Genomic DNA, 25702 nt, shown 5'->3' on the forward strand with positions numbered 1-25702 from the left:
GCAATCTCCACAGGAAACAACCCCATGTGCGGCATTCTTGGAATCGTCGGTCAAAGCCCCGTTGCCGGACAGTTGTATGACGGCCTGACCATGCTCCAACATCGCGGGCAGGACGCTGCCGGTATTGCAACGGCACACGGTACGCGCTTGCGCGTGCATCGCGGCAACGGGCTGGTGCGTGATGTGTTTGATGCCAAGGCGATGGCGCTGCTGGAAGGCCACGTCGGTATCGCCCATTGCCGCTACCCCACTGCCGGCAGCGAGGGCAGTGACGAGGCGCAGCCGTTCTATGTGAACTCGCCGTTCGGTATCGCGCTGGCGCACAACGGCAATTTGATCAATACCGATGCGTTGCGCCGCGAAGTGTTTGAACAAGACCGTCGCAACATCAATACCGGTTCCGATTCGGAAGTGTTGTTGAATGTATTCGCACATGAATTGGATACCCAGAACGCACTCACCCCGGCGGCGGTTTTTGCCGCATTGGAAGGCGTGAACCGGCGCGCCAAAGGCGGCTACGCGGTGGTGTGCTCGGTGCTGGGGCTGGGCCTGGTGGCCTTCCGCGACCCGCACGGCATTCGTCCGTTGGTGCTGGGCAAGCGTCAGGGCGCAGCGGGTGAGGAATACATCATCGCCTCGGAATCGGTGGCACTGGACGTCCTGGGCTTCGAACGTGTGCGTGATGTGGAGCCGGGCGAAGGCATCGTCATCACCGATGGCGGTCAGCTGCATGCGCAGCAATGCGCACCTGAGGCCGAACACGCCACCTGCATCTTTGAGTATGTGTATTTCGCACGCCCGGATTCGATGATCGAAAACATTTCGGTGCACAAGGCGCGCATGCGCATGGGCGTGACGCTGGGCGAGAAGATCCTGCGCGAGCGCCCCGACCACGATATCGACGTGGTGATCCCGATCCCCGATACCAGCCGCGATTCCGCATTGGAAATCGCCAACACGCTGGGCGTGAAATACCGCGAAGGCTTCATCAAGAACCGCTATGTAGGCCGTACCTTCATCATGCCGGGGCAGGGCGAACGCACCAAGTCGGTCAAGCGCAAGCTCAACCCCATCCCGCTGGAGTTCAAGAACCGCGTGGTGCTATTGGTGGATGACTCCATCGTGCGCGGCACCACCAGCCAGCAGATTGTGCAGATGGCCCGCGACGCCGGTGCCAAAAAGGTATACCTGGCCTCGGCCGCGCCACCGGTGCGCTACCCCAATGTGTACGGCATCGATATGCCGTCCAGCGAAGAGCTGGTGGCGCATGGCCGCAGTGAAAAGGATATTGAGCAGCTGTTGGGTTGCGACTGGTTGATCTATCAGGATTTGGCCGATCTCGAAGCGGCGGTCGCTGGGCCGAAATTCCCCGGCCGCAAGTTCGATAGCTCGTGTTTCAACGGGGAGTACATCACCGGTATTGATGCTGATTATTTTGACCGCATCAAGCAACTGCGTTCGGATGACGCGAAGAAGACGCGGCGGGTGTCGTAAGTCTTGACATCGCTCTTTACCGCCGCCCGCAGGTGTCTTGATGCCGCCACTGCGGATGACAAGCCCGCACGGACGCTGCGATGGGCGGACGCGTTTGCACGCGGTGAATTGTCGATTCCTGACGACGCCTCGCCACCCGAGGCGATTGGCATGCCGGGCCGTCCGGCCACCCCAACATTGGTACATCCGCGTGACTTGCCACGGCGCGGGTTTGGCAGTATCGAGGGGCGTGCGGCATTCATTCATGCCGTAGCGCATATCGAATTCAATGCGATGGATTTGGCGTGGGACGCGGTGTATCGCTTTCGCGGATTGCCGGCGCAGTTTTATGCCGACTGGGTGCAAGTGGCGCACGACGAAGCGCGGCACTTCAATTTTCTGCGCGCACGGTTGCGTGAACTTGGGTTTGACTACGGCGATTTCGATGCGCACAACGGGCTGTGGGAAATGGCCGAGAAAACCGCGCACGATGGCTTGGCGCGGATGGCGCTGGTGCCGCGTGTACTGGAGGCGCGCGGGCTGGATGTCACGCCGGGGATGATCGTGAAATTGCGCGGGCTGGGCGACCACGCCACTGCCGATATCCTCGGGCTTATTTTGCGCGAAGAAATCGCCCACGTTGCCGCCGGGTCACGCTGGTATCGCTGGCATTGTGAGCGCGCCGGAGTCGAGCCGCGGACACGCTTTCGCGAATTGCTGCGCGAGTACGCCAGCGGTGTGCTGCACAAGCCGTTCAATACCGAAGCGCGGCTCGAGGCGGGGTTTGATCTCGAGGAATTGGAAAGCCTGCTGGCCGCAGCGGGTTAACGCGCCCGCACCCACGCATGGCGGGCTGCCCCTGAAGCAAAATCAAGGAGGAGGCAGCGGCCACAAGGCCGATGCCGGGGGACATTCGCGCAAGGGGCAGCCCACCGTGCGTGGGCATCACGCCGCAGGCAGTGCGGCTAGCGCAAACCCATCCGCGTCCACCCGCAACACCGAGCCCTGTTCGTACCAATCACCCAGTACGATGCGGCTGCATCCGTCGCCTTCATCATGGATTGCCGGGCGGTGGGTATGGCCGTGGATCATCCGCGTCACCCCAAAGCGCGCAAACCAGTCCCGCACCGTGGCAGGCGAAACATCCCCAATGGTTTCGGCCATCCCCTTTGCTACCAATTCGCCGTAGCGCGCCTTGCTGGCGGTGCGCGCTTGCGCGGCAAAGGCCAGCCGCGATTGCAATGGCTGTGCAAGGAATTGCGCCTGCCACTGCGGGTCACGGGTTTGCGTGCGGAATTGCTGATAGGCGGTGTCATCGGTACACAGCAGATCGCCGTGCAGAAGCAGTGTGGGTTGGCCGTACAGGTCGATGTGGGTGGGGTCGTCCAGCAAGGTCATGCCGCAGCGTGCGGCGTAGGTTTCGCCCAACAGGAAATCACGGTTGCCGCGAATGAAATAGGTTCGCACGCCGGCGTTGGCCAGGGCACCCAATTTTTCAGCCACCAATGCACCCGCCGCGGACGGATCGTCATCGCCCACCCAGGCTTCGAACAAGTCACCGAGGATGTACAGCGCATCGGCACTGCGGGCCTCGCCAGCAAGGAAATGGCCAAACAGTGCAGTGATCTCGGGGCGTTCGGGGTCGAGGTGGAGGTCGGAAATGAAGAGGGTGGTCATCGCTGGATTGTAAGACGCTCGGCGCGGCAAAGCGCCAACCCGTTCCTGCAAGGAAACAAACGGCGCAAGTGCCGGTCTCTTCCAGCAGCTAAAATACGCAATTGCCCCGTCCACGTTGCCGCCCATGACCACCCGCACCCGCTTCGCCCCATCCCCTACCGGCTACCTGCATATCGGCGGTGCGCGCACCGCGCTGTATTGCTGGCTGGAGGCGCGCCGCAAGCGTGGGCAGTTCATCCTGCGCATCGAAGATACCGACCGCGAGCGCAGCACGCAGGCGGCGATCGACGCAATTCTGGAGGCGATGGACTGGCTGGGACTGGACTGCGACGAAGGCCCGATCTATCAGACCCATCGCCTCGATCGCTACAAGGAAATGGCCGAACAGTTGGTCGCTTCCGGGCACGCCTATTACGCCTACGAGACCAAGGAAGAACTCGAAGCGATGCGCGCAGTGGCCGAAGCGGCCAAGGAGAAGCCGCGCTACAACGGTGCGTATCGGGATGCCAACGCCGGCTGGCGCGATGACCCCAATCGCGTGATCCGCTTCAAGACCCCGGTCGATGGCGTGGTGGCGTGGGACGACAAGGTGAAGGGCCGGATCGAGATCGCCAACAGCGAACTCGACGACCTCGTGATCTTTCGCAGCGACGGCTATGCCACCTACAACTTTGCAGTGGTGGTGGACGACATCGATATGCGCATCAGCGATGTGGTGCGTGGCGATGACCATGTCAACAACACGCCGCGTCAGATCAATATCTACAAAGCGCTGGGCGCCCCGGTGCCGCGCTTCGCGCACCTGCCGATGATCCTTGACGAACACGGCGCCAAGCTGTCGAAGCGAACCGGCGCGGCCGACGTGATGCAGTATCGTGATGCCGGCTACCTGCCGCATGCGCTGCTGAATTATCTGGTGCGCCTTGGCTGGTCACATGGCGATCAGGAAATCTTCTCGATTGCCGAAATGCAGTCGCTGTTCGACCTTGCCGATGTCAACGCAAAAGCCTCGCGACTGGATCCGGCCAAGCTCGGCTGGCTCAACCAGCAATACCTGAAGTCGGACGACCCCGAGGCCGTCGCGAAGCACCTTGTCTGGCACCTGGAGCAGGCCGGCTACGACCTGTCGAAGGGGCCGAAGCCGGCCGAGTTGGTCATCGCGCTGCGCGAGCGCGCGCAGACACTGAAGGAGATCGCCGAGAAGTCCGCGGTGTGGTTCCAGCCACTGGCCACCTACGACGAAGCGTCGGTGACCAAGCACCTGAAGGAAGCCGCGCGCGAGCCGCTGGCGCAGATGCGGACGCGGCTTGCCACGCTGGCGGACTGGTCGCCGGAGCCGATCCACGATGTCGTCAAGGCAGTGTCCGAGGCGCTCGGCATCGGCATGGGCAAGATCGCGCAGCCGCTGCGGGTAGCCATCACCGGCACCCAGGTCAGCCCGGATATCGGCTGGACGGTGTATCTGTGTGGGCGCGGGGAAGCGTTGGCACGCATTGACGCAGCCATCGGCATGTTGCCGCGGGCCTGAGTGACCCCATAATCCAGTCATGGCCAAGCCGCACACCTGCACCGATCCCAAACACCACGTCCACGATGCCAAAGGCTTCGTGACGGCGGTGGAGCGTGCCTGTGGTGAACGCGGGCTGCGCCTGACCGACATCCGTGCGCGGGTGCTGGGGCTGATTGCCGATGCCGGCCAGCCGATCAAGGCCTATGACCTGCTCGACAAAGTGCGTGATGGCGAAGGCGCAGGCGCGGCCGCGCCACCCACCGTGTATCGCGCACTGGACTTTCTGTTGGCCAATGGCTTCATCCACAAGTTGGAATCCATCAACGCATTCGTGGCTTGCCACCACCCCAATGCCGCGCAACATTCGGTGCCGTTCCTGATTTGCAACCGCTGCCATGCGGCCACCGAGTTGGAAGACGCCAGCATCGTGGCCACGCTGGATGCCGCCGCACGCAAGTTGGGCTTTGCGCCACAAGCACAGACCCTGGAAGTGCACGGGCTGTGCGCACGCTGTGCAGATTCCGTAGGCTGACGCACCGCATCGGCGCGGCCGATTGCAACACCGCCGGTACATTTTCCCGCCGTAGCGGGAACCTTTGCGGCGTTCCCTTGTCTGGGATTGCAGGCGACGATCATGCCACCCTGCCATCAGTCATGTTGACTCGGTGGATCCGTTTTGGTGTTATGTTATAACTTATCAAAAAGGGTGCCAGCTGGATGCGTCATTCCCTCCTTGTGCTTGCATTGACCGCAAGCTTGGCCCCTGCCGCGCAGGCCACCACCCCCAACGATCACCGCCGCATCGTCACGCTGGAAGCCCAGGTCAAGGCGCTGCAGGCTGAGCTGCTGGCGATGAAAGCGCAGTTGGTTGCCGTGCCGCAGCAGGCGCCAACGATCGCCCAATTGCCTGCCGCGTCATCGGCCAGCGTGGAGGCCGAAGTGGATGCGCTGGCCGCCGATCCGGCAACACCGGGCAGTGCTGCCAATACTGGCGTGGATGCCCTGGCTGCAGCGCCTGGCAGCAGTGGCGGCGGGGGGGGCAATGCCTTCAACCCGGCGATCAGCATCATTCTCAATGGCAGCTACGCGCATCACTCACTGGATCCGGCCAGCTACGCTCGTGCAGGGTTCCCGCGGGCGGGCGAGGGCGGCGGTCCCGGCCCGAATGGATTTTCGCTGGGTGAAAGCGAGATCTCATTCGCCGCCAATATCGATGACAAGTTCTATGGCCAGTTGACCGCGGCAATTGGCAGTGAAGACGGCCAGGACCATCTTGGGATCGAAGAGGCGTACATCGAAACCACTGCGCTGCCCAATGGCGTGAGCCTGCGGTTAGGCCGCTTCTATTCCGCGATTGGCTACCTCAACAGCCATCATCTACATACCGATAATTTCTTCGATCGCCCATTGCCGTATCAGGCTTTCCTGGGTGGCCAGTACGGCGATGACGGTGTGCAACTGCGCTGGATAGCCCCCACCACAACCTTCCTCGAAGTGGGGGCTGAGGCATTCCGCGGCCAAAACTACCCCAGTGGCGGCGCGCAAAACGGCGGGCTGGGCACGCGCAGTGTGTTCGCGCATGTGGGTGGCTCGGCAGGGAGCGATAACGAATGGCTGGCCGGCGTGTCTGCGCTCAAAACCCGGGTTGCCGGCGGCACCGACGGGTTCAGCGGCGATGCCAATCTGTACCTGCTGGACGCCACGTGGAAATGGGCGCCGCAGGGCAACTTCAAGGATGGCGGCGTCACCTTGCGTGGCGAAGTCATGTGGGACCGGCGCAACGGTGTGTATGCGGAGCCAGCCGATCCGGCCACGGTGTTGGCGTGGGACGGACAGCGCCGCGGCGCATATCTGGAGGCGGTGTACCGCTTCAATCGGACGTGGGATGCCGGCTATCGGTACGACCGTTTATGGGGCAATGCGGCGTTGCCGGTGGGCGGGTTTGACCCGTTCCGGCACAGCGCCGAGCTGACCTGGCGCAACAGCGAGTTCAGCTTGTTCCGTCTGCAACTCAGCCGCGACACGCCCGCCCCTGGTGCCACCGACAACGCCTTCATCCTGCAATACCAGACCAGCTTGGGCGCGCATGGCGCACACAAGTTCTGAACCCTCTTCACCAGGAGTCGATCCGTGAAAATATTTGCAATCCCCGTCCTGCTTGCCGCCGCCTTGATTGCGACGCCGGCACAGGCCAAGTTGCGTGTGTTCGCCTGCGAACCCGAATGGGCATCGCTGGTGCATGAACTTGCCGGTGACAAGGTGGATGTGGATGTGGCTACCACCGCGCTGCAGGACGTGCACGTGGTGGAAGCCAAGCCCAGCTTGATCGCCAAAGTGCGTGCCGCCGATCTTGCGGTGTGTACCGGTGCTGATCTGGAAATTGGCTGGCTGCCGCAGCTGTTGCGCCAATCGGGCAATACCAAGCTGGCCTCCGGCCCCGGCGCATTCATGGCGGCGATGCAAGTGAAACGGCTGGAAGTGCCCACGGTGGTGAATCGCGCCGATGGCGATGTGCATCCGGATGGCAACCCGCATGTGCAAATGGACCCGCGGCGTATCCAGGTGATTGCCAAAGCCCTGGGTGCGCGTTTGCTGCAGTTGGATCCGGCCAATGCCGCCACCTATCAGGCGCGGTTGGCCGACTTCAATACGCGCTGGACGGCGGCCATGCTGCGCTGGAAAGCCAAGGCGGCGCCGTTGCGGGGCCGTAAAGTCGTGGTGCACCACATCAGTTGGGCGTATTTGTGGGATTGGCTGGGGATGCAGCAAATTGGCGCGCTGGAACCCAAGCCCGGCGTGCCGCCCACGGCTGCACATATGGCAAGCCTGGTTGCCGCAACCCGTGACCAGCACGCGCTGACCATTGTGCGTGCCGCCTATCAGGACCCGAAGCCGGCGGATTGGTTGGCCTCGCGTACGGGGGTGCCGGCCGTCACCTTGCCGTTTACCGTGGGCGGTGATGCGCAGGCGAAGGATTTGTTTGGCCTGTTCGATTCCACCCTCGACAAACTGTTGGCGCAAGTCAAATGAGTCTGAACTGGGAAGGACTGGACATCGCCATCCTTGGGCCGGCCTGCGCCGCCGGCCTGCTGGTACTGGCCACGCATGTGCCACTGGGCAAGCAGGTGTTGGCGCGCGGCATCATCTTCATTGATCTGGCAATTGCCCAAATCGCCGGGTTGGGCGTGATTCTGGCGCAATCATTCGGGGTTGATGCACACGGATTTGGTGTGCAAGGTGCCGCCGCGGTGGCCGCGCTGCTGGGGGCTGGCTTGCTGGCGTGGACCGACAAACGCTGGCCGGAGCGGCAGGAACCCCTGATCGGCACCCTGTTTGTACTGGCGGCCACCGGCGGCCTGTTATTGCTGGCCAACAATCCACAGGGGGGCGAGCACCTCAAGGATTTGCTGGTGGGGCAAATTTTGTGGGTGAACTACACCCAGCTGATTCCGGTGGCGCTGTTGTCGGTGCTGTTGCTGGGGCTGATGGGGTGGCGGCGCGGGCGCTTGAGCGGGCTCTGGTTCTATGGCCTGTTTGCGCTGGCGATCACCGCCTCGGTGCAGCTGGTGGGGGTGTATCTGGTGTTTGCCAGCTTGATCGTGCCGGCCTTGGCCACGATCACGGTGAAGGGCCGCGCTGGGCTGGGCTGGGCGTATGCCATCGGCGTGCTGGGCTATGTGGGTGGGTTGGTGGCTTCGGCGCTGCTGGATCTGCCCAGTGGCGCACTGATCGTGTGGGCGCTGGCGGGGTTTGCCCTGTTGGCGCAGGCCGTGCCCGCGCTGCGGCGGCAGGCACCCGTGGCAGTCACGCATTGAGCCGGTGGCTGCAGCAGGGCTGGGTTGTGGCCGGGTTCACCCTAGTTTGACTGTACTTATGTTATAAAATAACAAATGCCAGAGATGCCCCGCTCACATTCGCTACTCGATCGCTTGGGTGCCACCGGCGCATTGGTGTGCGCGGTGCATTGCGCGCTGCTGCCGCTGCTGATCGCCGCGCTGCCCTCGATTGGAGTAGCGGCGTGGCTGGGGGACGGCTTCGAGGTCGGCTTCGTGCTGTTTGCCAGCCTGTTCGGGCTGGCCGTGCTGATGTGGAGCTATCGCAGGCATCGTGTATTGCGGGCATTAGCCCTGTTGCTGCCGGGGTTGGCGGTGCTGTGGGTTGGCATTTTGTACGCGCCGTTGCACCATTCGCTGCTCCCGCATGCCGTGGCGATGACTTTCGGCGGCACTCTGGTGGGGCTGGCGCATATTGCCAATTTGCGTCTGAACCACCGTCATGTGCATGGGCCGGCCTGCGCGCACTGATCCCCCGAATCCGCCCGCCGGGGCGTACCGTGCTAGAATGCTCGGCCTCGCGCGCGTCGCGAACACCTCACACGAACCGATTTCAGGAGCAACACGATGGGCAAGGGCGACCGCAAGACTGCCAAGGGCAAGCGCTACAACGCCAGCTATGGCAATTCGCGTTCACATTCGGTGACCAAGGCTGCCGGCACTGCCGCTGCACCGGTCACCAAGAAGGCGGTGAAAGCACCAGCCAAGAAGGTTGTGGCCAAGAAGGCCTGACCCATCCGCTTCCAAGCGTGATCCCGAAAGCCCCGCAGTGCGGGGCTTTCGCGTTGTTGTAAGGTTATTTGCCAGCACCTGCTTCCACTGTGGCCCAAGTTCGCAGCAGATTGTTGCCGAGCAGTTTGCGGATGTCGGCATCGCGATAACCGCGCGATTGCAGGCCGGCCACAATGTTGGGGTAGTCGGCCACGCTTTTGAGCTCGGCCGGCAACTGGCCATCCACGCCATCGAAATCCGAGCCGATACCGATGTGGTCGATGCCAATCAGCTGCACCCCATAGTCAATTTGGTCGAGTACTTGGGTCAGCCTGCTGGTGCGCGACGGATGCGTGCGTGCCCAGTCTTTTTCGAAGGCATCCCGACTAAGCTCCGGCTGGCCTTGCGCCCTGAGTGCACGGTTATGCTCGTTGAAGTCGTTGATGGCACGGAAGTGCGCCTGGGTGTCGGCGGCACTGGCGGGGTCGATGAAGGCCGTGCCAAACGGCACCTGCACCACGCCGCCCTTGGCGGCGACTGCCTTGGCGATTTCATCACTGATATTGCGTTCGAAGCCGGGCGTGAAATGGCGGAATGCGGAGTGGCTGGCGATCACCGGTACCTTGCTCAGCTGGATTGCCTCCAATGCGGAAGCGTCGGCTAGATGGGAGACATCCACCATGATGCCGACCCTGTTCATTTCTGCCACCACCTGCCGACCAAACGGACTCAAGCCGTTCCAGTGCTTTTCCAGCACGTACGAGGAATCGGCGATGCGGTTATTGGCGCTATGAGCGAGGGTGATGTAACGCACCCCGCGATTGAAGAAAAACTGCACGTTGTCGAGTTTGTCGCCCAGCGGCGCACCGTTTTCCATGCCCAGTGGCAGCAATACATGACCACCTTTGTGCAGCCGCGACGCATCTGCGGGGGAGGTGAGCAGGGCGAATTTGTCCGGGTGCCGCTGTACCAAGGCCTCGATGCTGTCGATCATCTGGTTGGCCGTTTGCCATGCGCTGCCATCGGCATCCTGTTTGGCCGAGGTGTAGATCGACATGAACGCCACATCCAAACCACCAGCGCGTGCGCGCGGGTAATCGAATTCGCGGCCAGGCACGGCGTTGCCAAGATCGGCCCAATGATCCAGCAGGTTCTCCGGTGCATCGATATGGGTATCCACGATGATCGCGTCGTGCGCCAACTTGCGCGCAGCGTCATTCGCTTGAGCGTGAACGGTGGATGCCGCCAGCAGGCAGGCGGTGGCAAGCAGGGTCAGGCGCATACGCAGACACACTCCAAAGGTTAGAGCGATGGTTGGCCAGCCACGATGACTTGCGCAGCCAGATCACCACCTAGCCAATAGCATAATTCGGCGGGGTGGGCGACATTCCATGCAACAAGATCGGCACGCATCCCTGTGCACAGGGCACCGCGGTCGGCCAAACCAAGCGCTTTTGCGGCATGCACGGTGGTGCCCTGCAACGCTTCTTCCGGGGTCATCCGAAAATGCGTGCACGCCAATTGCATGGCCTGCCGCAGCGACAACAGGGGCGAGGTGCCGGGGTTGCAGTCGGTGGCCACCGCCATCGCCACGCCGTGTTCGCGCAGTTGCGCGATGGGGGGAAGTTTGGTTTCGCGCAATAGATGGAACGCACCGGGCAGCAACACCGCAACCGTGCCATGCGCGGCCATCGCCCGCACACCGTCATCGCGGGTGTATTCGATATGGTCGGCGGACAGGCCATTGAACTCTGCCACCAACGCAGCACCGCCCAGATCGCTGAGCTGGTCGGCGTGCAACTTCACCGGAATGCCCAGTGCACGCGCTACTTCGAATACACGCCGGGTTTGTGCAGGCGAAAACCCGATGCCCTCGCAAAACGCATCCACCGCGTCCACCAAGCCTGCGGCATGCAGTTGCGGCAACCACGCGATTACCGCGTCGATATAGCCATCCGCGTGGTCTGTAAACTCTGGCGGCAGCGCGTGTGCGGCCAGATACGTGGTGCGCACACCCACGCCCACGGTTTCACCCAGGCGGCGTGCCACCCGCAGCATTTTGCCCTCGTTGGCCAAATCCAATCCGTAACCCGATTTGATCTCCAGGGTGGTGACGCCATCGCGCAGCAGCGCGCGTGCCCGCGGCAGCGACTGCTGCAACAGCTCTTCTTCGCTGGCCGCACGTACAGCAGCCACGCTGGATGCAATGCCGCCACCGGCGCGTGCGATGTCCTCGTAGCTTGCGCCGTTCAGACGCATATCAAATTCACGCACACGGTTGCCGGCAAACACCAGGTGGGTATGGCAGTCGATCAAGCCCGGAGTCAGCAACTTGCCCGCAAGGTTTTCGGTGCGCACGGCGCTCGCAGCGGAAGGCAGATCGGACATCCGGCCCACCCACGCGATGCGGCCATTGGCGCAGGCCAGTGCGCCATCCTTGATCAAGCCAAAGGGCTGCTCGCCATCAAGCGTGGCCAGGGTGGCGTGAGTGAGTAGCAAATCCCAGCGAGGGGTCATCAGTCCGTGTCCGTGCAACGCAGCCAAGACGCGATTATTGCAAACGCCGCCGGCATGCGGTCGCCCGCTAGAATGCGTGAAGTATTCGATTGGAGATTGTCATGCCGGCATCGCTCGTGTTGTCTTGTTTGCAGGTCTCCCGATGAGCCTCGTGGATGGCTGGAGTGGCCGCGTCGATCTACCCATCGAGGCTTCCACGCTACGCTGGCACCAATGGGTGCGCGCAGCCGAAGGTGCAACCGCGCCGGGGGTGGCAGTATTGGGCTTTGCTTGTGATGAAGGCGTGCGCCGCAACCATGGCCGCGCAGGGGCCGCCGAAGGCCCGGCTGCGCTGCGCAGGATGCTGTCCAATCTGCCGGTATTGAACGCTGCGCCACTGTTCGATGCGGGCACGATCACCTGCGCCGATGGCGAGCTGGAAGCGGCGCAAACGCGCTATGCCGATGCGATGGCGGCGTTGTTGGATGCTGGGCATTTTGCGGTGGGCCTGGGCGGCGGCCATGAAATTGCGTTCGCGTCGTATCAAGGCCTGGCCAAACATTTGGGCGCGCGCCGCCCACGCGTGGCGATCGTCAATATCGATGCGCATTTTGATTTGCGCAAACAAGACCAAGCCAGTTCCGGCACGCCGTTCCTGCAAGCCATCGAACACGCGCGCGCACTGGGCTTGCCGTTGGACTACTTGGTGTACGGCATCAGTGCCGCCGCCAATACGCGGGTGTTGTTTGATACCGCCAACCAGCTGGATGTGCACTATGTCCGTGATGACCAATTAGGCCTGCTGGAGTTGCCGCAGCGCATCACCCAGTTGCGTGAAAAATTGGCGGATGTGGACCTGATTTATCTCACCATCGACATTGATGGCTTGCCGCATGCCATGGCGCCGGGTGTCAGCGCGCCGGCCGCGCGCGGTGTACCGATGGAGGTGGTGGAGCCTCTACTCGACGCGATTGCCGCAACCGGCAAATTGAAGTTGATGGACGTGGCCGAACTCTCGCCGCCGCTGGATCGCGACAATGTGACGGCACGCGTGGCGGCACGCTTGATTCACCGGGTGGCAGATGCGGTGGTGCGGGCCAGCTAGCACTGGCCTCAGGCCTTGTCCACGGGCGTGATGCTCAAGGTTGCCTCAGGGGCAATCCCGCGTTCCAGTGCTTGCAGGGCGATATGCACCTTGCCCACGTCCAGACCGGTTTGGCCGTGGTCTCGAATGGGGTTGGTATGCAGTGAAAATGTTTTCGGTTTGCCGCTGGCGGCGGGTTCCCAGCGCAATGAGATTTCGGCATCGCCGGCCCAGATGCATTGCACGTTGGGGGGGCAGCGGGAATCATTGACCAAACTCAAGTAGGTCAAACGGCTGCCGTCGGCCAACGTCGCTTTTTCACCGATGCCCAAGGTAATGGTCTGCATGGCGGCCGGTGGCTCCTGTGCTGTGATCGTAGTGGTCGCGGTGGTGGTGGGTTGTGAATCTGCACTTGCGCAACCGGTCAGCAGGGCGATCAGAGTGAGGCAGGCGGTGCGGTACATGAGGAACGCTCGCTTGGGTGGCAGGTGTTATCCGATATACCACGATGCTGCGGCTTGCGATGAACAATTACTGCGTGACGCTTACTGGCTGTCGCGGCGCGATGCCAGCCGGTCAGCCAGACGGGTAGGTTCCGGCAGGCGATAGGTGGTGACAAACCGCATCACCAATTCCGCTGCGGAGGCCATCGCCACTTTATGCCCGGGTGAGATCACCAGCGGCAGGCAGCCGGGTTTGCTGCGCAGCAACCAGCCAATTTGTTCGCGGCCATCGCGCAATGGCGTGAATGCACCCCGCATCCCGTGCAGTGCCTGCCTCGCTTCGCCCACATGAATGCTTTTGCCCACGCCAATACTGGGCAGGCCCGTGACCACACCAAAATGTGCGGCAATGCCCAAGCGGCGAGGGTGTGCGATGCCGTGGCCATCCACAAACGCCAAATCCGGCGGTGAGGACAGCATGTTGAGGGCTTCCAGCAGCGCCGGCAATTCGCGGAAACTGAGCAGCCCAGGGATGTACGGCATGCGCGTGGGCAGGCATGCAACCTGTTGGTCGATGACGGCAAGCGTGCTGGCATCCAGCAATACGGCGGCAGCGCGAGTGATGCTGCCGGCTTCCTCAAACCCGACATCAAAGCCGGCAACCGTGCGCAGTGGCTTGGCAAAGCCATCGCGCAGCGACACTTGCCGAGCCAGTTCGATTTGCAGCGCACGCATGGCATCGCCATTGCCATGCCATTCGGGCAGGTCGGGCTTGTGGTCCATCAATCCTGATTCACCTGCAGCTGGCTACGACCAGCGCTATCAAATTGCACGGTATAGCGGATGCCATAGGTGGCTTCATCCATCTCGCCCACAGTGCAATGGCATAGAGCGCGCACCAAGGCCGGTAGGGTATTGCTGTGGCCGATGATCAGCACATTGCCATGCGGGTATCGCTGCCGCAGCTGGCTGGCGAAGGTCACGGCATCGCTGGCGTCGTACTCCAAGATAGCCAGCCCGTGTGCTTGCGCAGTGGGCGCGGCGGTTTGCCGGGCGCGTTGGGTGGCGGTGCTGTAGATTGCTTCTAGCGGCACCTTGGCCAATAGCGTTGACAGCTGTTCGGCGCGAGTGCGGCCGGCAGGCGTCAGCGGGGGGTCTTTGCCGGCGGCGAGGTCTTTTTCGGCATGCCGCACCAGGTACAGCGTACTCGCCGTAGCCGGCGGTGCAGGCGTTGACGCACACGCGCTGATAAGTACACATGCAGGAAACAACATCGCACGAAGCAGGGTCATCGAGGGGCTCCTTTATCCATGGCAATCAAAAGCCCACGCGCCGCATTGAAGCGGGTGCTGGCATCGGGCAATTCCAGCAGGATGCGCAATTTGTCCGGGCCGTCCATCTTGTAGTGCGTGGGCTGGCCTTGAATCAAGCGGATCACCGCCATCGGGTCCACATTGGGCTTTTCGACAAATTGCACGCGGCCGCCCTTCTCGCCCAGCACCAATTTCCGAATCCCCAGCGCCGTGGCATGCAGCTTCAATTCGGCGGTGGCGAACAGGTGTTTGCCGGCGTCCGGCAGCAGGCCGAACCGGTCAATCATTTCCACCTGCAATTCACGCAGCGCATCCACGCTGCGGGCGGCGCTGATGCGCTTGTACAAAGTCAGGCGCGCATGCGGGTCGGGCAGGTAGTCGTCGGGGATCAGGGCGGGCACATGCAGATCCACTTCCGCGCCGAAGCGATCATCGGCATCGGTGTCGGGTAGTTTGCCTTGCTTGATGCTGCGCACCGCACGTTCCAGCAATTCGGTGTACAGGCTGAAGCCGACTTCGGCCATCTGCCCGCTTTGGCCTTCACCCAGCAGCTCGCCGGCACCGCGAATTTCAAGATCATGCGTGGCCAAGGTGAAGCCGGCACCCAGCTCGTCCATCGAGGTGATGGCCTCCAGTCGCTTTTTGGCATCCGGGGTGATGTTGCGGCCATCGGGCACCAGCAGATAGGCATAGGCGCGATGGTGGCTGCGGCCCACGCGGCCACGCAACTGGTGCAACTGGGCCAGCCCGAATTTGTCGGCGCGGTTGATCAGGATGGTGTTGGCGTTGGGGATGTCGATGCCGGACTCGATGATGGTGGAACACAGCAGCACATTGGTGCGTTGCTTGTGGAAGTCCAGCATCACGCGTTCCAGTTCACGCTCGTGCATCTGGCCGTGGGCAATGCCGATGCGCGCATCCGGCACCAAGATTTGCAGCGCATCGTGCATGCGGCCGATGCTTTCCACATCGTTATGTAGGAAATACACCTGCCCGCCGCGTGACAGTTCGCGCAGGAAGGCTTCCTTGAGCAGCGCGTCGTCCCAGACGTGGACAAAGGTTTGCACCGCCAGCCGGTGGGCCGGTGGGGTCGCAATGATCGACAAATCGCGCAGCCCACTCATCGCCATGTTCAGCGTGCGTGGAATCGGGGTGGCGGTCAGCGTCAGCAGGTGCACATTGGCGCGCAGTTTTTTCAGCGATTCTTTTTGACGCACGCCAAACCGCTGCTCTTCATCGACGATGACCAGCCCGAGATCCTTGAACTTCACGTCCGGTTGCAGCAGGCGATGGGTGCCAACGATCACGTCGAGTTTGCCTTCGGCCAGTTTGGCCAATTCGGCTTCGATTTCTTTTTTGGTCTTGAAGCGGGACAGCACTTCCACCCGCAGCGGCCAGTCGGCGAAGCGGTCGCGCAGGTTCTGGTAATGCTGCTCGGCCAGCAGGGTGGTGGGCACCAGGATCGCCACCTGCTTGCCCGCGCTGGCGGCCGCAAAGGCGGCGCGCACCGCCACCTCGGTCTTGCCGAAGCCGACGTCGCCGCAGACCACGCGGTCCATCGGCTGCGAGGAGGCCAGGTCGCGCAGCACCGCTTCGATGGCGGCGTGCTGGTCGGGGGTTTCCTCGAACGGGAAGGTGGCGGCGAAGGGTTCGTACATCGCCCGGTCCACGTCGATGGCCAGGCCCTGGCGTGCGTGGCGCTTGGCTTGGATTTCAAGCAACTCGGCGGCCACATCGCGGACCTTCTCGGCGGCTTTTTTCTTCGCCTTGGCCCACTGCTCGCCGCCCAGGTTGTGCAGTGGTGCGGTGTCGGGGTTGGCCCCGGAGTAGCGGCTGATGCGGTCCAGTTGCGCCACCGGCACATACAGGCGGTCGCCCTTGGCGTATTCGATATCCAGAAACTCGCCGGGCATGCCGCCCACGGCCATCGCGATCAGCCCACGATAGCGGCCCACGCCATGATCTTCGTGCACGATCGGTGCGCCCAGCGAGAGCTCGCCCAAGTCACGGATGATGGCTTCGGGTTCGCGCCCGGCACGCTTGCGGCGGCGCGGCTGGCTGGCGCGTTCGGGGAAGAGTTGGCGCTCGGTGAGCACGCACAGTGGCGGCGCATCCAATGCGAAGCCGTCATCGAATGCGGCGACGGTGATGGCTAATCTGCTCCCGTCATCCCGACTTGCGCCAGGATGACGGGCAAAAGCGCTCCAGCTCTCCACCCCCGCCAGCGGCATCCCCGCTGCCTCCAACACCTCGCGCAGGGCCTCGCGGCGGCCGGCGGAATCGGCGGCAATCAACACCCGGCCCGGATAGCTTGTCAGGAAGCTGCGCAAGGCATCGGCAGGGGCGTGGTCTTTTTGCGTCAGCGGCAAGGCTGGGGCTGGTTGCACGGGCAGCGTGTGGGCCTCGGCATAGCGCGGATGTTGCGTGTTGCAAATGTCGATCCGGTTGCCTTGGTTCAAGCGTTCACGCAGGGCACCCGGTGCCAGCCAAAGCTCGCCGGGGGGCAGCAAGGGGCGCTCGATATCGTGGCGCAGTTGATCGTAGCGGTGCTCGATGTGTTGCCACGCCTGCTCGCTGGCCTCCAAGGCGCCCTCACACAGCACCGGCATGGCGCCGGGCAGATAATCGAACAAGCTCGCGGTACTGCTGTCGTGGTTGCGGTCATTGGCAAAAAACAACGGCAGGTAATACTCGATACCCGCCGGTGCCAGACCGGCTTTCAGATCCTGCACCAGTGCGCTGCGGCGGGTGTCGATGTCGAAGCGTTCGCGCAGCGCGTCCAGTGCACGCTGCACATGGGCATCGTCCATCGGCACTTCGCGGCCGGGCAATAATGCAATCGCGCTGATTTTTTCCAGCGAGCGCTGGCTGTCGGGATCAAAGATGCGGATCGAATCGATCTCGTCATCCAGCAATTCAATCCGAAACGGGGTGTCTGCGCCCATCGGATACACATCCAGTAGCCCGCCGCGCACGGCAAAATCACCGGGGTCGAACACCTGCGGCACGTTGCGATAGCCGGCTGTTTCCAGCCTGCGCTTTTCCGCATCCATGTCCAGCTGCTGGCCAAGCTTCAAATCAAACCGGTTGCCCAGCACATGGCTGCGCGGGGCTAGCCGTTGCATCAAGGTGGCGGCAGGCACGATGACTATGCCGCGGGTCAGCCCGGGTAGCCGCGCCAAGGTGGCCAGGCGCTGGCTGACGATCTCCGGGTGCGGGCTGAAGCGGTCGTACGCCAGTGTTTCCCAATCGGGGAAGCCCAGCACCGGCAGTGTGGGCGCGCTGGCCAGCAGGATGCGCAGATCGGTTTCCAGTTGCTGTGCGGCGTGGTTGTCACGCGCAATGGTCAGTAGTGGGCCATTGTGCTGCTGCGCGGCCGCCGCAATCGCGCAGGCCAATGCAGTGCTGGAAGCCGGCGCACGCCAGTAGGCGCGGGCCTGGCCGCTGCGGGGCAAGGGGGGGGCAAACGCAAGCAAGGATTCAGACATGACATGATCGGCAGCGCCGGACGCAGCACGCCAGCGCTTGTGTGGTTGGGTTGTGTGGGAAATTTTACCCCTGCACGCTGCTCAGGAAGGCCGGTGGCGGGAGTGGGGGTTTGGGTTTGGGCGGCGGGATATTCAACACCACCCGCACCAAACCGGCTTCACCGGCGGCTTCGCGATGGAAGCCCAGTGACTGCGCCAGCGCTTGCATCGGCAGATTGCTTTCCAATACATCGCCATACACGCGCAGCACCTTGCGGCCCTTGGCCCAACGCACCAGCCGGCGCATCAAGTGCCGGCCCAAACCCATGCCATTGACGTAGTGACTGACCAGGATGGCGAATTCCGCATCTTTGCCATTGGCGTCGATGCAAATGCGCGCCACCGCGCCAATCAACGCCTCGCCCGGCGGTAGTGGCTCGGCAGCGACCAGCGCGAAGTCGCGGCGCGGGTCGGGTCGGGTGAGCTGCTCGGCTTGCTTGTGGCTGAGCTCCTTCATCGGATGCAAGAAGCGCTGGCGAATTTCATCTGGCTCCAGCAAGGTAAACGCGGCTTGTATTGGCCCGGCGTCTTCCGGCCGAATCGGGCGGATCAAAATATCCCGCCCGTTGCTGAGGCGGACATGTTCGTGCCACGGGGGCATGCGGTTGCGAGCGGACATGGCAGCATCATCGCGTGACAGGTGTTAAAAAAATGAACGGCGCGTGTCCGTTCGGTGAGTTCATGCCGGTGGAGTATGCGACTTGCCGCGCAAGCGCGACAGGGCCGAAAGTATCGCCACCAGCAGTGCGCCGGCCAACACCCCAACCCCGCCATTGAGCAACGCGCCCCACAGCCAGCCCAAACTGCCCGTGCTCAGCGCAGCAATGGCGTGGTGCAACGGCGCGATGCCATGCGCCAGGATGCCGCCACCCACCAGAAACATCGCCACCGTACCGGCCACCGACAAGAACCGCATCAGCTTCGGCGCGAAGGCCAGAATGCCGCGGCCCAGTGCGGCGCTGAGGTTGCCGGCGCTGGGGCGGGCCAGGTGCAGGCCCACATCGTCCAATTTGACGATGCCAGCCACCAGCCCATACACCCCCACTGTCATCAACAGTGCAATGGCCACCAAGACGCCCAATTGTGCGGGCAGCGTTTGCGTGGCCACCGTGCCCAGCGTGATCACGATGATTTCCGCCGACAGCACAAAATCGGTGCGAATGGCGCCTTTGATCTTGTCCTGTTCGAAGGCGAGCAGGTCCACGGCGGGGTTGTCCACTGCCCGCACCAGCGCGGCGTGGTGCTGAGCGTCTGCCTGCCGATGCAGGAACTTGTGGGCCAGTTTTTCCGCCCCCTCAAAACACAGATAGCCGCCGCCCAGCATCAGCAGCGGCAGAATCAAAGGAACGGGGGTGCCCTGCGTTTTCAGCCAGGCCTCCAGCGCGGCGATGGCCAATGCCGCCGGCACCAGAATCGCCTTGTTGATCAGCGAGCCTTTGAACACCGCCCACACCACCGGCAGCTCACGTTCGGCGCGAATGCCGGATACCTGTTCGGCATTCAGCGCCAGATCGTCGCCCAGTACGCCGGCGGTCTTGCCGCTGGCCACTTTGGTCATGGATGCGATGTCATCCAGCAGGCTGGCGATGTCGTCGAACAGGGCAAAAAAACTGGAAGGCATCAGAAACCGGGGCCAGGAATGGGGATGGAGGGAATTATGCGGGCTTAATTCCCGCTGTCTCCTGTTCCACCCTGTTCCTACAGCGGGGCTTTCAGCCATTCCACGCGGGCGGATGCGCCGGTTTCGCCCAGCGCGCCGGCCATCGCCGCCAAGGCTGGCTGCATCAGGCCATCAAACTGCCACGGGGCATTGAGCAGCAGCAGGCCGCTGCCATTCATGCGTAGCGGGGAGTCATCCGGGCGCACCAGCAATTCCAGCAGCAGGCTGGATTTGGCCGATAGCCCCGCCGCCTTGCGGTAGAACGTGTGCAGGCTGCGACGCTGTTTGATCGGGTACCACAGGGCGAACATGCCCTGCGGCCAGCGTGCCAACCCTTCGCGCAGGGCGGCTAGCGCGAAGTCGAATTCGTCCAGTTGCGCCTCATACGGCGGGTCGATCAGGACCAGCCCGCGGGCGAATTTCTGTGCGCCGTGTTTGGCTGGCAGCAGCGCCTTGATCGCGGCGTAACCATCGCGCGCATGCACGGCCATGCGCGGGTCGGCTTCGAAATGGCTGCCCAGCACTTGCGCTTCTTCCGGATGCAATTCGCACAGCGCGATGCGGTCTTGTTCGCGCAGCGCATGCGCCAGCAGCCACGGTGAGCCGGGGTAGCTGTGCGCGCCGTGTTGCTCGCGGCAGGCTTGCACTGCGGCCAGATAGCGGCGGATCGCGGGTTGCCTGGGGGTTTCTGCGATCAAGCGGGCAATGCCGTCCTGCGCCTCACCGGTTTTCTGCGCGGCTTCGCCATCCAGGCGATACAAGCCGCGTCCGGCGTGGGTATCCAGTGCGAAGCAGGGCGCAGGCTTGCTGGTCAGTGCATCGCACAGGGCCAGCAAGACCACGTGTTTGAGCACATCGGCGTGGTTGCCGGCGTGAAAGGCGTGGCGGTAATTCATGCTGCAATTCTACGGCAGGCATACCGGCTGCCCGGCATCAGAACGTGGTGGGCGTCACGTCCTTGCCGGCAACGGTATGACCGATGGCCCACGAATCTGCATAAGCACATGTCTAGACTCCAGTGTTCTTGTGACGAGGGGATAGCCAATGAAACGATGGAGTTTGGCAACCGCAGTGTTGCTGGTGTGCACACAGGCGGCATTTGCGCAGGAGCGCGTGGATCTGGATATGACCGCGAAGATTCGCCAAGAGGCGTTTGCACGCTCGCAGGTGATGAAGACGCTGGATCACCTGACCGACGTGATCGGGCCGCGCTTGACTCTGTCGCCTTCCATGCTTGAAGCCAACCGCTGGACACGCAGCAAATTCACCGAATGGGGCATGGCCAATGTGCATGACGAGGCGATTGACGACCTCGGCCGCAGCTGGGCGTTTACCGATGCCAGCGTGGAAATGCTCAGTCCGCGGGCGATGCCGCTGCATGCGCTGCCCAAGGCGTGGACGCCGGGTACCACCGGGCCGGTGGAAGGCGAGGCGATATTCGCCAAGATCGAGTCCAAGGCGGATCTGGAAAAGTGGAAAGGCAAGTTGCGCGGCAAGATCGTGTTCACCGATGACTTGCGTGCCTACAAGCCCAATGAAAAGTCTGATTTCCAGCGCCACGACCATGACAGCCTGGAAGAATTGATTTCATATCCACTGGCCGATGACCGCAAGACGGATCCGGCGATGATTGCGCGCTTTCGTGCGCGCATGGAGCTGGCGCCGTTGATCAATCAATATCTGGTTGACGAGGGCGTGGTCGCGACAGTGTCGATCAGCAGTTGGAACGATGGCATCGTGCGGGTCATGGGCGGTGGTTCGCGCAAAGCCGGTGAATCGGCAGGCGTGCCATCACTGGTGATGATGGCCGAGCACTACAACACGGTGATGCGTGCGCTGGAGCGCAAAGAGCCGGTGAAACTGCGGTTGGCGGTGGACGCCAAATTCCTTAGCGATAACAACCAAGCCGGCTACAACACGATTGCCGAAATCCCCGGCAGCGGCCCGCAGCGTGATGAGGTGGTAATGCTGGGTGCGCATATGGATTCCTGGCATGCCGGTTCCGGTGCCAATGACAATGGCGCGGGCGTGGCGGTCATGATGGAAGCCATGCGCATTTTGAAAGCCGTGGGTGCCAAGCCCAACCGCACCATCCGGGTGGCATTGTGGACTGGTGAAGAGCAAGGCCTGATTGGCTCGCAGGAATACGTGAAGCAGCACATCGGCAAGTTCGAAGAACCCAAAGACCCCGAACAAAAAGCACTGCCGGCCTTCTTGCGGCCCAGCAAGGGCAAGCTGATCCGAGGCCAGGACTACGGCAAGGTGTCGGTGTATTTCAATCTGGACAACGGCAGCGGCAAGATTCGCGGCATCTATGCGCAAGAGAATCTGGCCGTCGCGCCGATTTTTGCCGAATGGCTGAAGCCGTGGAATGACGTGGGAGCAACCATCGTCACCCAGCGCAATACCGGCAGTACCGACCACATCAGTTTTGATGCCGTGGGCGTGCCCGGATTCCAGTTTGTGCAAGACCAGCTGGATTATTTCAGTCATGTCCACCACACCGATCTGGACGTACAAGACCATGCAGTGGAAGCCGATTTGAAGCAGGCCTCCGCGATTGTGGCTTCGTTCGTGTACAACGCAGCCACTCGCCCGCAGAAGCTGCCGCGCAAGCCATTCGTTGAGAACTGAGCACGCGTAGCCAGTGAGGTACCGGCAGGCCGGCAGTCGGCGGCCTGTCGCATTCGGGTGGCCCAATCTCCCACACACGCACCACAAGGCGCACCGTGATGGCGTATGCCGGGTAAAATGGCCGGATCATGCGTCTTAATCGTCATATCGCCGACACCGGCCACTGCTCCCGCCGCGAGGCCGATCAACTGATCGCCGAAGGTCGGGTCACCGTCAATGGTCTGCGCGCCGGCATCGGCGCCGAGCTGGGCGAGGGTGACGAGGTCCGCATCGACGGCACGGCACTCGCCGCGCGCAGCGCCAGCAAGGGCCAGCGCCGGCATGTGTACATCGTCCTGAACAAGCCGGTGGGGATCACCTGCACCACCGAAGCCTCGGTCAAAGGCAATATCGTCGAGTTTGTCGGCCACCAGCAACGGATATTCCCGATTGGGCGGCTGGACAAGGATTCTGAAGGTCTGATTCTGCTGACCAGCAATGGCGATATCGTCAACCGCATCCTGCGCGCGGAAAACAAGCTGGAAAAAGAGTACCTGGTCGCCGTCAACCATCAGGTCACCGATGAATTCTTGCGCGCGATGGCGCGCGGCGGAGTGCCGGTACACGGTCAGGCCACCTTGCCTTGCAAGACCGGCAAATTGGGCCGGTTTGGCTTCCGGATCGTGCTGACCCAGGGCTTGAACCGGCAAATACGGCTGATGGCGGCGCATTTTGGCTACCGGGTGAAACAGCTGCACCGGGCGCGCATCGGCAGTCTGAAGCTGGGCCATCTCAAGCCCGGCCAGTGGCGCAATCTGAGCGATGCCGAGTTGCGCAGCTTGCTGCCGGAACAGGCCGATTGGTAGGGCCAAACCGGGTTGTTAAAAAAAATTTCGCGTGGGTTCACACTTGCGACCAAAAACAGGGTATGGTGCGCCCACTGTTTCAAGCGGGATCACGGTACATCGTGACCCGATGCGGTAGATCCATTGCGATCCGCTCATCGTGTGCGTTACCCCTTGCTCGACAGTCATACCCCGGTTTCGAGGTATGTGTCCATTTCCAAACTGTTTATCTAGGAGTTGCAAACATGTCGGATCGTCAGACCGGTACTGTCAAGTGGTTCAACGACGCCAAGGGCTTTGGCTTCATCACCCCGGAAAGCGGCCCGGACGTTTTCGTCCATTTCCGCTCGATCCAGGGCACCGGCTTCAAGTCCTTGCAGGAAGGCCAGAAGGTCACCTTCAAGGTCGTGCAGGGCCAGAAGGGCCTGCAGGCCGACGAAGTGCAGGCCGGTTGATTCCGCCTGCGCCTCGCGCGAAAAACCCGGCTTCGGCCGGGTTTTTTTTTGTTAGGCGCACACATTGTGTAGCGCCCCGAATCGGGCAGGGCTCAGGATTTCTTGAGCAGCCCCAGCAGGGCCAATATGCAAAATACGGCGCTGGCCAAAAAGGTGAAAGACGCCCCCAGCTGCTCCCACAGCAGGCCTGCCACCGCACTGGCGATCAACATCGCCACACCACTGACCAGATTGAACATACCGAATGCGGTGCCGCGCAGATCGGCCGGTGCAGTATTGGCGACCATCGTTGCCAGCAAGCCCTGGGTCATTCCGAGATGGATGCCCCACAGGGCAACCCCCGCCAGTACTGTGCTCCAGTGCCCATCGTGCGCCAGCACCAAGTCGGCGGCGAGCAGTACCAGCAGGCCCAGCCCCAGCAGCGTTCGGTGGCGCATCCGATCAGAGAGCTTGCCGAAGGGGTAGGCCGATGCTGCATAAATGGCATTCATCGCCACCATCACCAACGGCACCAGTGCCAGTGCAATGCCGCTTTGCTGGGCGCGCAGCACTAAGAATGCTTCGGAAAAGCGTGCCAAGGTGAACACCGCACCCACCGCCACCACCCACCAATAGGCCCCGCTCAGGCGTTCGAGATTGTCACGCCGAATCGGGTTGCGGCGTTTTTCGGCATTCGGTGCTGCCGGCTCGCGCACCCCCAATAGCAGCAACGCGACCGCCAACAGACCAGGAATCACCGCGACCCAGAACACTGCCCGGAAGTCATTGGCCCATAACAGCATCAAACCCACGGCCAGCAGCGGGCCCAGCAAGGCCCCTACGGTATCCAGCGATTGGCGCAGACCGAATGCGGCCCCGCGTATCGCGGCGGGCGCGATGTCGGCAACCAAGGCATCGCGGGGTGCGCCACGCACGCCTTTGCCCACGCGATCCAATAGCCGTGCACTCAGAACGATGCCCAGACTGGGCGCAAGCGCGAACAACGGCTTGCTCAACGCGCCCAAGGCATAGCCAAACACCGCCAAGCCTTTGCGCTTGCCCAGATAGTCAGACAGCGTTCCGGAAAAGACTTTCACGAGCAGTGCGGTTGCTTCGGCCAGGCCTTCAATCAAGCCCACCACCAGCGCACTGGCACCCAAGGTTCCGACCATGAACAGCGGCAGCAGGCTGTGGATCATCTCCGAGGAAATGTCCATCAGCATGCTGACAAAGCCCAGCACCCAGATCCCGGCAGGAATGCGTAAGGCGGATTGCGAGCTGGGCATCGGGGAGGGTACCTGCAAGCTGAGGTGGTTCGAACGCTACAAGCCGAATTGGGTTCCCGCACCCAACAAGGTGGCCGCACCCAGCACTGCAAAGATGGCGGCGGCGATGCTGTGCACCAGTTTCATCGGGATTTTGGCCGCCAGTTTGTCGCCAATAAACACCGCCGGCACGTCGGCAATCAACATTCCCAGCGTGGTACCGGCGATAACCAGCAGCGGGGTACCGTAATGGGCGGCCATGGCAATCGTGGCGATCTGGGTTTTATCGCCCATTTCAGCCAGAAAGAAGGTGATCAAGGTCGCCCCGAACACACCGAAGCGGCTGGCAATGGTGGTTTCTTCGTCCTCGATCTTATCGGGGATCAAGGTCCAGATCGCCATGCCGATAAACGACAGACCCAGCACCCAGCGCAGAATACCGGGGTTCACGCTATGGGTGATCCATGCGCCCAGTGCGCCAGCCAGCCCGTGGTTGACCAAGGTGGCGGCAAGAATACCGAGGATGATGGGGACGGGCTTCTTGAAGCGTGCGGCCAGGATAAAGGCCAGCAGTTGGGTCTTGTCACCGATTTCAGCCAGGGCAACGACACCGGTGGAGACGAGGAGTGCTTCCATGAGGGCTCCGAGGCCGGTCTGCGGACGATTGACCACGACGCTTCCCCGGCCAACTCGGAGGCGTGGTGGTCAAAGGTCTTGCCAAGCGATGGGTACCGCCTGCGCCATGGCATGTCTGCCAAGTGTGTTGACGCAGGCCACTTCGGGATGAAGTGCGGCTACTCCCCAATGACCCGGCCAGT

25 protein-coding genes and 1 riboswitch are annotated in these 25702 nt (G+C 62.4%); of the genes, 13 read left to right on the top strand and 12 right to left on the bottom strand.

Annotation, left to right across the window (positions count from 1 at the left end; all coding sequences use genetic code 11):
* Window positions 1-24 precede the first annotated feature (24 nt).
* Together purF and K7B09_RS02680 are read left to right on the top strand one after the other, a co-directional pair.
* Complete coding sequence (gene purF, locus K7B09_RS02675) at window positions 25-1494, top strand: amidophosphoribosyltransferase (protein ID WP_223626485.1); 1470 nt, start codon at window positions 25-27, stop codon at window positions 1492-1494.
* A 3-nt stretch (window positions 1495-1497) separates the two neighbouring features.
* The gene (locus tag K7B09_RS02680; RefSeq protein WP_223626488.1) at window positions 1498-2301 is read left to right on the top strand and encodes a ferritin-like domain-containing protein; all 804 of its coding nucleotides are present in this window, start codon (window positions 1498-1500) and stop codon (window positions 2299-2301) included.
* 117 nt (window positions 2302-2418) lie between these two features.
* On the opposite strand, the gene K7B09_RS02685 is transcribed toward K7B09_RS02680, so the two are convergent.
* A complete protein-coding gene (locus K7B09_RS02685; RefSeq protein ID WP_223626490.1) occupies window positions 2419-3150 on the bottom strand; it encodes a UDP-2,3-diacylglucosamine diphosphatase in 732 nt (243 codons plus the stop codon).
* Between the two features lie 124 nt (window positions 3151-3274).
* Here K7B09_RS02685 and gltX point away from each other — a divergent pair, with 124 nt between their 5' ends.
* The 7 genes from gltX to K7B09_RS02720 all read left to right on the top strand — a co-directional run bounded on the left by gltX (window position 3275) and on the right by K7B09_RS02720 (window position 9225).
* On the top strand, window positions 3275-4678 hold the full coding sequence (gltX, locus tag K7B09_RS02690; RefSeq protein ID WP_223626493.1) for a glutamate--tRNA ligase: 1404 nt from the start codon (window positions 3275-3277) through the stop codon (window positions 4676-4678).
* 19 nt (window positions 4679-4697) lie between these two features.
* Entirely contained in the window at window positions 4698-5192 is a 495-nt protein-coding gene (locus K7B09_RS02695) for a transcriptional repressor (RefSeq protein ID WP_223626495.1), read from the top strand.
* A gap of 185 nt (window positions 5193-5377) precedes the next feature.
* A complete protein-coding gene (locus K7B09_RS02700) occupies window positions 5378-6766 on the top strand; it encodes a hypothetical protein (RefSeq protein ID WP_223626497.1) in 1389 nt (462 codons plus the stop codon).
* A 24-nt stretch (window positions 6767-6790) separates the two neighbouring features.
* Window positions 6791-7690, top strand: coding sequence for a metal ABC transporter substrate-binding protein (locus tag K7B09_RS02705; RefSeq protein ID WP_223626499.1), 900 nt, complete (start codon window positions 6791-6793; stop codon window positions 7688-7690).
* Window positions 7687-8475, top strand: a complete 789-nt coding sequence (locus K7B09_RS02710) for a metal ABC transporter permease (RefSeq protein WP_223626502.1) — start codon at window positions 7687-7689, stop codon at window positions 8473-8475. Before K7B09_RS02705 ends, K7B09_RS02710 begins: the two co-directional genes overlap by 4 nt.
* Window positions 8476-8559: 84 nt before the next feature.
* Complete coding sequence (locus K7B09_RS02715; protein WP_374349447.1) at window positions 8560-8964, top strand: MerC domain-containing protein; 405 nt, start codon at window positions 8560-8562, stop codon at window positions 8962-8964.
* 96 nt (window positions 8965-9060) lie between these two features.
* Window positions 9061-9225 carry a 30S ribosomal protein THX gene (locus tag K7B09_RS02720; protein WP_223626505.1) on the top strand — a complete coding sequence of 55 codons (165 nt, stop codon included), beginning with the start codon at window positions 9061-9063 and terminating at the stop codon, window positions 9223-9225.
* A 64-nt stretch (window positions 9226-9289) separates the two neighbouring features.
* Here the strand turns inward: K7B09_RS02720 and K7B09_RS02725 are convergent, their stop codons facing one another.
* Both K7B09_RS02725 and hutI read right to left on the bottom strand, forming a co-directional pair.
* Window positions 9290-10486, bottom strand: coding sequence for a dipeptidase (locus tag K7B09_RS02725; protein WP_223626507.1), 1197 nt, complete (start codon window positions 10484-10486; stop codon window positions 9290-9292).
* A 20-nt stretch (window positions 10487-10506) separates the two neighbouring features.
* A complete protein-coding gene (hutI, locus tag K7B09_RS02730; protein WP_223626509.1) occupies window positions 10507-11721 on the bottom strand; it encodes an imidazolonepropionase in 1215 nt (404 codons plus the stop codon).
* A 142-nt stretch (window positions 11722-11863) separates the two neighbouring features.
* On the opposite strand from hutI, the gene hutG reads away from it, so the two are divergent.
* Window positions 11864-12805 carry a formimidoylglutamase gene (gene hutG, locus K7B09_RS02735; RefSeq protein ID WP_223626512.1) on the top strand — a complete coding sequence of 314 codons (942 nt, stop codon included), beginning with the start codon at window positions 11864-11866 and terminating at the stop codon, window positions 12803-12805.
* 8 nt (window positions 12806-12813) lie between these two features.
* On the opposite strand, the gene K7B09_RS02740 is transcribed toward hutG, so the two are convergent.
* The 7 genes from K7B09_RS02740 to K7B09_RS02770 all read right to left on the bottom strand — a co-directional run bounded on the left by K7B09_RS02740 (window position 12814) and on the right by K7B09_RS02770 (window position 20623).
* The gene (locus K7B09_RS02740) at window positions 12814-13248 is read right to left on the bottom strand and encodes a hypothetical protein (protein WP_223626514.1); all 435 of its coding nucleotides are present in this window, start codon (window positions 13246-13248) and stop codon (window positions 12814-12816) included.
* 81 nt (window positions 13249-13329) lie between these two features.
* Window positions 13330-14010, bottom strand: a complete 681-nt coding sequence (nfi, locus tag K7B09_RS02745; protein ID WP_223626516.1) for a deoxyribonuclease V — start codon at window positions 14008-14010, stop codon at window positions 13330-13332.
* The gene (locus K7B09_RS02750) at window positions 14010-14519 is read right to left on the bottom strand and encodes a phosphoglycerate mutase family protein (RefSeq protein WP_223626518.1); all 510 of its coding nucleotides are present in this window, start codon (window positions 14517-14519) and stop codon (window positions 14010-14012) included. The genes nfi and K7B09_RS02750 overlap by 1 nt, the downstream gene beginning before the upstream one ends.
* Window positions 14516-18028 carry a transcription-repair coupling factor gene (gene mfd / locus K7B09_RS02755; RefSeq protein ID WP_223626520.1) on the bottom strand — a complete coding sequence of 1171 codons (3513 nt, stop codon included), beginning with the start codon at window positions 18026-18028 and terminating at the stop codon, window positions 14516-14518. The genes K7B09_RS02750 and mfd overlap by 4 nt, the downstream gene beginning before the upstream one ends.
* 64 nt (window positions 18029-18092) lie before the next feature.
* On the bottom strand, window positions 18093-18686 hold the full coding sequence (locus K7B09_RS02760; RefSeq protein ID WP_223626523.1) for a GNAT family N-acetyltransferase: 594 nt from the start codon (window positions 18684-18686) through the stop codon (window positions 18093-18095).
* Between the two features lie 60 nt (window positions 18687-18746).
* Window positions 18747-19688, bottom strand: coding sequence for a DUF808 domain-containing protein (locus K7B09_RS02765; protein WP_374349439.1), 942 nt, complete (start codon window positions 19686-19688; stop codon window positions 18747-18749).
* Window positions 19689-19765: 77 nt separating this feature from the next.
* Window positions 19766-20623, bottom strand: coding sequence for a 23S rRNA (adenine(2030)-N(6))-methyltransferase RlmJ (locus K7B09_RS02770; RefSeq protein WP_223626525.1), 858 nt, complete (start codon window positions 20621-20623; stop codon window positions 19766-19768).
* Between the two features lie 148 nt (window positions 20624-20771).
* On the opposite strand from K7B09_RS02770, the gene K7B09_RS02775 reads away from it, so the two are divergent.
* The 3 genes from K7B09_RS02775 to K7B09_RS02785 all read left to right on the top strand — a co-directional run bounded on the left by K7B09_RS02775 (window position 20772) and on the right by K7B09_RS02785 (window position 23640).
* Window positions 20772-22361, top strand: a complete 1590-nt coding sequence (locus K7B09_RS02775; RefSeq protein ID WP_223626528.1) for a M20/M25/M40 family metallo-hydrolase — start codon at window positions 20772-20774, stop codon at window positions 22359-22361.
* Between the two features lie 128 nt (window positions 22362-22489).
* Window positions 22490-23206 (top strand): pseudouridine synthase, encoded by a 717-nt coding sequence (locus tag K7B09_RS02780; RefSeq protein ID WP_223626531.1) that lies wholly within the window; start codon window positions 22490-22492, stop codon window positions 23204-23206.
* Window positions 23207-23430: 224 nt separating this feature from the next.
* Window positions 23431-23640 (top strand): cold-shock protein, encoded by a 210-nt coding sequence (locus K7B09_RS02785; RefSeq protein ID WP_223626533.1) that lies wholly within the window; start codon window positions 23431-23433, stop codon window positions 23638-23640.
* A 92-nt stretch (window positions 23641-23732) separates the two neighbouring features.
* Here K7B09_RS02785 and K7B09_RS02790 read toward each other — a convergent pair whose 3' ends face one another.
* The gene (locus K7B09_RS02790) at window positions 23733-24905 is read right to left on the bottom strand and encodes an MFS transporter (RefSeq protein ID WP_223626535.1); all 1173 of its coding nucleotides are present in this window, start codon (window positions 24903-24905) and stop codon (window positions 23733-23735) included.
* 36 nt (window positions 24906-24941) lie between these two features.
* Window positions 24942-25520 carry a TMEM165/GDT1 family protein gene (locus K7B09_RS02795; RefSeq protein WP_223626537.1) on the bottom strand — a complete coding sequence of 193 codons (579 nt, stop codon included), beginning with the start codon at window positions 25518-25520 and terminating at the stop codon, window positions 24942-24944.
* A gap of 2 nt (window positions 25521-25522) precedes the next feature.
* Window positions 25523-25702: riboswitch (yybP-ykoY riboswitch) on the bottom strand.

This window comes from Thermomonas beijingensis (assembly GCF_020034655.1).
Lineage (GTDB): Bacteria > Pseudomonadota > Gammaproteobacteria > Xanthomonadales > Xanthomonadaceae > Thermomonas > Thermomonas beijingensis.

Excerpts from the sequence above, each read along its gene's own strand:
- purF (WP_223626485.1), top strand. The coding sequence starts at position 25 with ATGTGCGGCATTCTTGGAATCGTCGGTCAAAGCCCCGTTGCCGGACAG.
- K7B09_RS02685 (WP_223626490.1), bottom strand. The coding sequence starts at position 3,150 with ATGACCACCCTCTTCATTTCCGACCTCCACCTCGACCCCGAACGCCCC.
- gltX (WP_223626493.1), top strand. The coding sequence starts at position 3,275 with ATGACCACCCGCACCCGCTTCGCCCCATCCCCTACCGGCTACCTGCAT.
- K7B09_RS02695 (WP_223626495.1), top strand. The coding sequence starts at position 4,698 with ATGGCCAAGCCGCACACCTGCACCGATCCCAAACACCACGTCCACGAT.
- K7B09_RS02700 (WP_223626497.1), top strand. The coding sequence starts at position 5,378 with ATGCGTCATTCCCTCCTTGTGCTTGCATTGACCGCAAGCTTGGCCCCT.
- K7B09_RS02710 (WP_223626502.1), top strand. The coding sequence starts at position 7,687 with ATGAGTCTGAACTGGGAAGGACTGGACATCGCCATCCTTGGGCCGGCC.
- K7B09_RS02715 (WP_374349447.1), top strand. The coding sequence starts at position 8,560 with ATGCCCCGCTCACATTCGCTACTCGATCGCTTGGGTGCCACCGGCGCA.
- K7B09_RS02720 (WP_223626505.1), top strand. The coding sequence starts at position 9,061 with ATGGGCAAGGGCGACCGCAAGACTGCCAAGGGCAAGCGCTACAACGCC.
- K7B09_RS02725 (WP_223626507.1), bottom strand. The coding sequence starts at position 10,486 with ATGCGCCTGACCCTGCTTGCCACCGCCTGCCTGCTGGCGGCATCCACC.
- hutI (WP_223626509.1), bottom strand. The coding sequence starts at position 11,721 with ATGACCCCTCGCTGGGATTTGCTACTCACTCACGCCACCCTGGCCACG.
- hutG (WP_223626512.1), top strand. The coding sequence starts at position 11,864 with ATGAGCCTCGTGGATGGCTGGAGTGGCCGCGTCGATCTACCCATCGAG.
- K7B09_RS02740 (WP_223626514.1), bottom strand. The coding sequence starts at position 13,248 with ATGTACCGCACCGCCTGCCTCACTCTGATCGCCCTGCTGACCGGTTGC.
- nfi (WP_223626516.1), bottom strand. The coding sequence starts at position 14,010 with ATGGACCACAAGCCCGACCTGCCCGAATGGCATGGCAATGGCGATGCC.
- K7B09_RS02750 (WP_223626518.1), bottom strand. The coding sequence starts at position 14,519 with ATGACCCTGCTTCGTGCGATGTTGTTTCCTGCATGTGTACTTATCAGC.
- mfd (WP_223626520.1), bottom strand. The coding sequence starts at position 18,028 with ATGTCTGAATCCTTGCTTGCGTTTGCCCCCCCCTTGCCCCGCAGCGGC.
- K7B09_RS02760 (WP_223626523.1), bottom strand. The coding sequence starts at position 18,686 with ATGTCCGCTCGCAACCGCATGCCCCCGTGGCACGAACATGTCCGCCTC.
- K7B09_RS02765 (WP_374349439.1), bottom strand. The coding sequence starts at position 19,688 with ATGCCTTCCAGTTTTTTTGCCCTGTTCGACGACATCGCCAGCCTGCTG.
- K7B09_RS02770 (WP_223626525.1), bottom strand. The coding sequence starts at position 20,623 with ATGAATTACCGCCACGCCTTTCACGCCGGCAACCACGCCGATGTGCTC.
- K7B09_RS02775 (WP_223626528.1), top strand. The coding sequence starts at position 20,772 with ATGAAACGATGGAGTTTGGCAACCGCAGTGTTGCTGGTGTGCACACAG.
- K7B09_RS02780 (WP_223626531.1), top strand. The coding sequence starts at position 22,490 with ATGCGTCTTAATCGTCATATCGCCGACACCGGCCACTGCTCCCGCCGC.
- K7B09_RS02785 (WP_223626533.1), top strand. The coding sequence starts at position 23,431 with ATGTCGGATCGTCAGACCGGTACTGTCAAGTGGTTCAACGACGCCAAG.
- K7B09_RS02790 (WP_223626535.1), bottom strand. The coding sequence starts at position 24,905 with ATGCCCAGCTCGCAATCCGCCTTACGCATTCCTGCCGGGATCTGGGTG.
- K7B09_RS02795 (WP_223626537.1), bottom strand. The coding sequence starts at position 25,520 with ATGGAAGCACTCCTCGTCTCCACCGGTGTCGTTGCCCTGGCTGAAATC.